The sequence below is a fragment of the Acidocella sp. genome (assembly GCF_052326845.1).
Classification (GTDB): domain Bacteria; phylum Pseudomonadota; class Alphaproteobacteria; order Acetobacterales; family Acetobacteraceae; genus Acidocella.
In genome coordinates, this window is sequence record NZ_JBKQJR010000090.1 from 1 (window position 1) to 4598 (window position 4598).

At 59.5% G+C, this 4598-nt stretch carries 3 protein-coding genes and 2 pseudogenes; 4 read left to right on the forward strand and 1 reads right to left on the reverse strand.

Going from position 1 to position 4598, the window contains the following annotated elements:
- The 3 genes and pseudogenes from ACLPJJ_RS06015 to ACLPJJ_RS06025 form a co-directional block, all read left to right on the forward strand.
- Window positions 1-199 (forward strand): annotated as a pseudogene (locus tag ACLPJJ_RS06015) (poly-beta-hydroxybutyrate polymerase); the annotation flags it as partial.
- A 13-nt stretch (window positions 200-212) separates the two neighbouring features.
- Entirely contained in the window at window positions 213-1610 is a 1398-nt protein-coding gene (locus tag ACLPJJ_RS06020) for a bifunctional enoyl-CoA hydratase/phosphate acetyltransferase (protein WP_443590044.1), read from the forward strand.
- Window positions 1603-2775: an acetate/propionate family kinase gene (locus ACLPJJ_RS06025; RefSeq protein ID WP_443590045.1), complete on the forward strand. Its 1173-nt coding sequence runs from the start codon at window positions 1603-1605 to the stop codon at window positions 2773-2775. Before ACLPJJ_RS06020 ends, ACLPJJ_RS06025 begins: the two co-directional genes overlap by 8 nt.
- A gap of 180 nt (window positions 2776-2955) precedes the next feature.
- Here the strand turns inward: ACLPJJ_RS06025 and ACLPJJ_RS06030 are convergent, their stop codons facing one another.
- Complete coding sequence (locus ACLPJJ_RS06030; RefSeq protein ID WP_443590046.1) at window positions 2956-4035, reverse strand: DUF4062 domain-containing protein; 1080 nt, start codon at window positions 4033-4035, stop codon at window positions 2956-2958.
- A gap of 350 nt (window positions 4036-4385) precedes the next feature.
- Here ACLPJJ_RS06030 and ACLPJJ_RS06035 point away from each other — a divergent pair.
- Window positions 4386-4598, forward strand: a pseudogene (locus ACLPJJ_RS06035) (IS5/IS1182 family transposase); the annotation flags it as partial.

Genomic DNA, 4598 nt, shown 5'->3' on the forward strand with positions numbered 1-4598 from the left:
CCAGCGGGGTGACCTCTACGTGCCGCCGGATGAATGGCAGAGCCAAGCCACCTGCATCGAGGGCTCCTGGTGGCCCGCCTGGGCGGAATGGCTCACCGCCAAATCCAGCCCGCCCGTGAACCCGCCGCAGATGGGCGCCCCGCTGGCCGGCTACCCGGTGCTGGATACCGCCCCGGGCCAATACATCCTCCAACGCTGAAAGGCCGAAACCCATGGATATGAAGACCGAACTGCTCGAAAACCGGGTTTTCGACGATATCGCGATCGGCGATTCCGCCAGCATCACCAAGGAGATCACACAGGACGACATCGCCCTGTTCGCGGTCATCTCCGGGGATATCAACCCCGCGCACCTGGATGCCGAATATGCCGCGACCAGCCTGTTCCACCATATCGTCGCACAGGGCGTGCTTACCGCCGGATTGATCTCCGGCGTGCTCGGCACCAAGCTGCCCGGCCCTGGCACCATTTATGCGAGCCAGGATCTGAAATTCCTTGCCCCGGTCTCGCCGGGCGATACCATCACCGCCACCTGCACCGTGACCGAGAAGATCCTGGAGAAGCACTTGGTGGTCCTGGACTGCCATTGCGTGAACCAGAACGGACAGGAGGTGCTGCGCGGCACCGCCGTCGTGCTCGCCCCGGTGGAAAAGGTGAGCCGCCCGGCCATTACCCTGCCGGAGGTGCGGCTACTGCGGCATGAGCGTTTACGCTCCCTGCTCGCCCGCGCGACAGCCGGGTCGCCGATGCCCACCGCCATCGCGCATCCGTGCGACGATGTCTCGCTTCTTGCCGCAGTGGAGGCCACCGAACGCGGGCTGATCACCCCCATCCTGGTCGGGCCGGAGCAGAAAATCCGCGATACCGCCGCCGCGCACAAGCTCGATATCTCCGGCTTCCAGATCGTCAACACCGCGAATATCCATGAATCCGCCGCCAAGGCCGTCGCCCTGGTGCGCGAGGGCACGGCCAAGCTGCTGATGAAGGGCGCGCTGCATACGGACATATTGCTGCACGAAGTGATGCAGCCCGGCACCGGGCTGCGCGCCGGCAAGCGGCTCAGCCATGTCTTCGTGATGGACGTGCCCACCTATCCCCGCCCGCTGCTGGTGACGGACGCGGCGATCAACATCGCCCCCACGCTGGAGGAGAAATGCTGCATCGTGCAGAACGCCATCGAGCTGGCGCATGTGCTGGGCATCGAGACGCCGCACGTTGCCATTCTGGCGGCCGTGGAGACCGTGAACCCGGCGATGCAGGCGACCGTGGACGCCGCCGCCCTGTGCAAGATGGCTGATCGCGGACAGATCACCGGCGCCATCCTCGACGGCCCGCTGGCCTTCGACAACGCCGTCTCCGCCGCCGCCGCCGCACAGAAGGGCATTAAATCCACAGTCGCGGGCCAGGCGGATATCCTGCTCGTGCCGAATATCGAGGCCGGCAACATCCTGGCCAAGCAGCTCACCTTCCTGGCCAACGCCGATGCCGCCGGCATCGTGCTCGGCGCCTCGGTGCCCATCATCCTCACCAGCCGCGCCGATGACGACCGCGCCCGCCTCGCCTCCTGCGCCATCGCGGTGATCATGGCCGGAGGGCAGCATCATGGCTAATGCCGTTCTCACCATCAACGCCGGGTCGTCCAGCATCAAATTCGCATTGTTTGAATTGGGGAACGGGCTGACCCGCATCGCCGAGGGGCTGGCCGAGGGCATCGGAGCCACGCCGCATCTGCTCATCAAGGCCGGCGGCCAGGTGGCGCTGGAAAAACGCTGGCCGGAACACGCGCCCGAGACCCATGAGGAGTTGATGGGCGAGGTGCTGGACTGGGTGGAAAGCCACCTGGGCGACGACGAGCTTATCGGCGCCGGGCATCGCATCGTGCATGGCGGCGACCGTTACACCGCGCCGACAAAGCTGGACAAAGCCGTGTTTGACGACCTCACCAAACTGGATCCGCTGGCGCCGCTGCACGAGCCGCATAACCTCGCAGCCATCCGCGCCGTGTTCAAGTTGCGGCCGGAACTCCCGCAGGTAGCCTGCTTCGATACCGCCTTCCATCACACCATGCCCGAAGTCGCGACCCGTGTGGCCATACCGCGCGCCTTCTGGGCCGAAGGCGTGCGCCGCTACGGCTTCCATGGCCTCTCCTATGAATATATCGCGGAAGAATTGCACATTGTGGCGCCGCATCTGGCCAAGGGGAGGGTCATCATCGCGCATCTGGGCAACGGCGCCTCGCTCTGCGCGCTGAAAAATGGCGTCTCCATCGAATCCACCATGGGCTTCACCGCCCTGGAAGGGCTGATCATGGGCACGCGCTGCGGCAGCATCGACCCTGGCGTGCTGCTCTACCTGGGCCAGGAGCATAACATGGACGCCAACGCGATTACCGACCTTCTGTACAAGAAGTCCGGGCTGCTCGGCGTGTCCGGCATCTCGCCGGACGTGCGCACCCTGCTGGCAAGCCCCGCGCCAGAAGCGGCGGAAGCGTTGGAGATGTTCACCTACAGCATCGCCCGGCATGCCGGGGCGATGATCAGCGTGCTTGGCGGGCTGGATGCCATCGTCTTCACCGCGGGCATCGGTGAGCACGCCGCACCCGTACGCGCCGCCGTGTGCGAACGCCTGGCCTGGACCGGGCTCGAACTCAACGCGCAAGCCAACGCCGCCAACGAAGTTTCCATCAGCACTCCCGACTCCGCTGTGGAAGTTCATGTCATCCCCACCAACGAGGAACTGATGATCGCCCGGCACACGCTGGCCCTGGTCAGCTGAATTCGTTGGCCAGAACCGGGGGGACGCTGTCCCCCCGAGTGCCAGGACCTCGATGATCCGCAACGGGAAAGAGAGCCCGCTTGTGGGTAGTGTCTCAGTTTGAATTTCTGCAAGGGGGGATAGCGGACGGACCGTTAATTGGCTCTAGCGGCCGACCTTGTTGTTGATTTGGCTACACCGCTATGCGCCGCTCTCGACGGCCAGAGGTTCATCGTCCGGCAGGCTTTTCGGTGCACTTCCCTTTCTTCGGGCTAGCAAGCCAACGAGGTAGTGCTCACCCTTGTCGGTTAACGCCCAATAGCTTCCGCGGTCGCTAACTGCCCGTTTACGCGTACCTTTGTCGACCAAGCCTAATGCTCGAAGTTGAACGATAACTTGGTCAAATGACTCCGGCGCTATTGAACGTTGTGTGATGACATAGTTTTCTTCGTCAATATCTTCCGACCAAGCAATAAAGCGAGCAAGCTTGCCCTGAATTGCAACCTCAGTTGCTTCCCTCATTAATATAGGGCCAACATCACGAAAGATATCATCCCAAGACGCCGGAGCACTCCATGCCACTTCCTTTGAATACGTCCGACCTTTGCTCTTCTCATGAATGGCTGCAAACCCTTCCAACACAATTTCGTCTGATCCACTTTCTAGGTCGTCGACATTCACCGCGAAGCCGGTCTCAGCCCTCATTTTATTCTTTAGCTTCATATTTTCTTGTGTGAGGGCATTGATCTGTTCAAGCAACTCTAAATTAGATTGACCAACGTTTCGAATCCAGCCTGGTCTGGGATTGGTCCTCAGTTGCCGTGTAATGCTGCGCGACACAATGCCACCCAGTTCCTCAGGAGTGGTCCATTTCCGTATTGGATGTTCTTCCATCACACGTTTACGAAAAGCTTCTAAACGAGTGCGGCCGCTTTCATCTCGTTCAGTTTTGGCTGCTGGAATGTTCTCTGGCTCGCCATGTACGAAGCCCAATACAGGTAGGCTTAAAGATTTGGCATAATTATATTCTTTCTCGGTGTAACTCATGCCTTCTGCAGTAACTGTTCCGTATCGCCCACCGATTATCAAGACGTAGTAGTCACATTCGTCGATTACTTTTTTAATAACTTCCCATTGAGTTTCATTTGTTGCGACAAACGCCTCCATACCCGTGGGGATGCAATCGAGTTCCCAAATCGCTTGGATAACTTCCGCACGCTCTTCTTTGAGATCGGTAAAAGTTGAACTAATAAAAACTTGGTACCGAACGGACTGCGACAAGTCTTAGCCTCCTGATTATCCAAAAGCCCACCGGGTCTAGTATCCACTATCATTGTACCGCGAGTCACGGCCAACCGAGCTAAAACGAGACGAATTAGTCCGACGGGCGTCGTAACTCGTGTGTCGCGCTTCAGAGATTCTGGGTACTAGCGACCTGCTATGAGCCCATCATTAAGGACGGTTCCATAGATATCATACAGCAGATATTATTCTGAGCACGAGGGCAAGCGTTGGCTGAGCAGGAGGGTAAGCGTTGATAGGGAATTGACGAAAAAAATGTCTGCAATAGGTCCAGCCTGTGTAAAAACGCCGACTTCTGCTAGAATCGGCTCGTTATCGGAGGGCCGGTCATGGGGCGTTTCGTTGAGGGTGAAGATCGACGGCAATCGTTATTGTTGCCGGACTCTCTGGACGATTACGTGACCGAGGACAACCCAGTTCGCGTGGTCGAAGTCTTCATCGACGAGCTGGATTTGGGCACGCTCGGCTTCGATGGCATGCAACCGGCGGCGACGGGTCGGCCCGCCTATCATCCCTCGACGCTGTTGAAGATCTACCTCTAC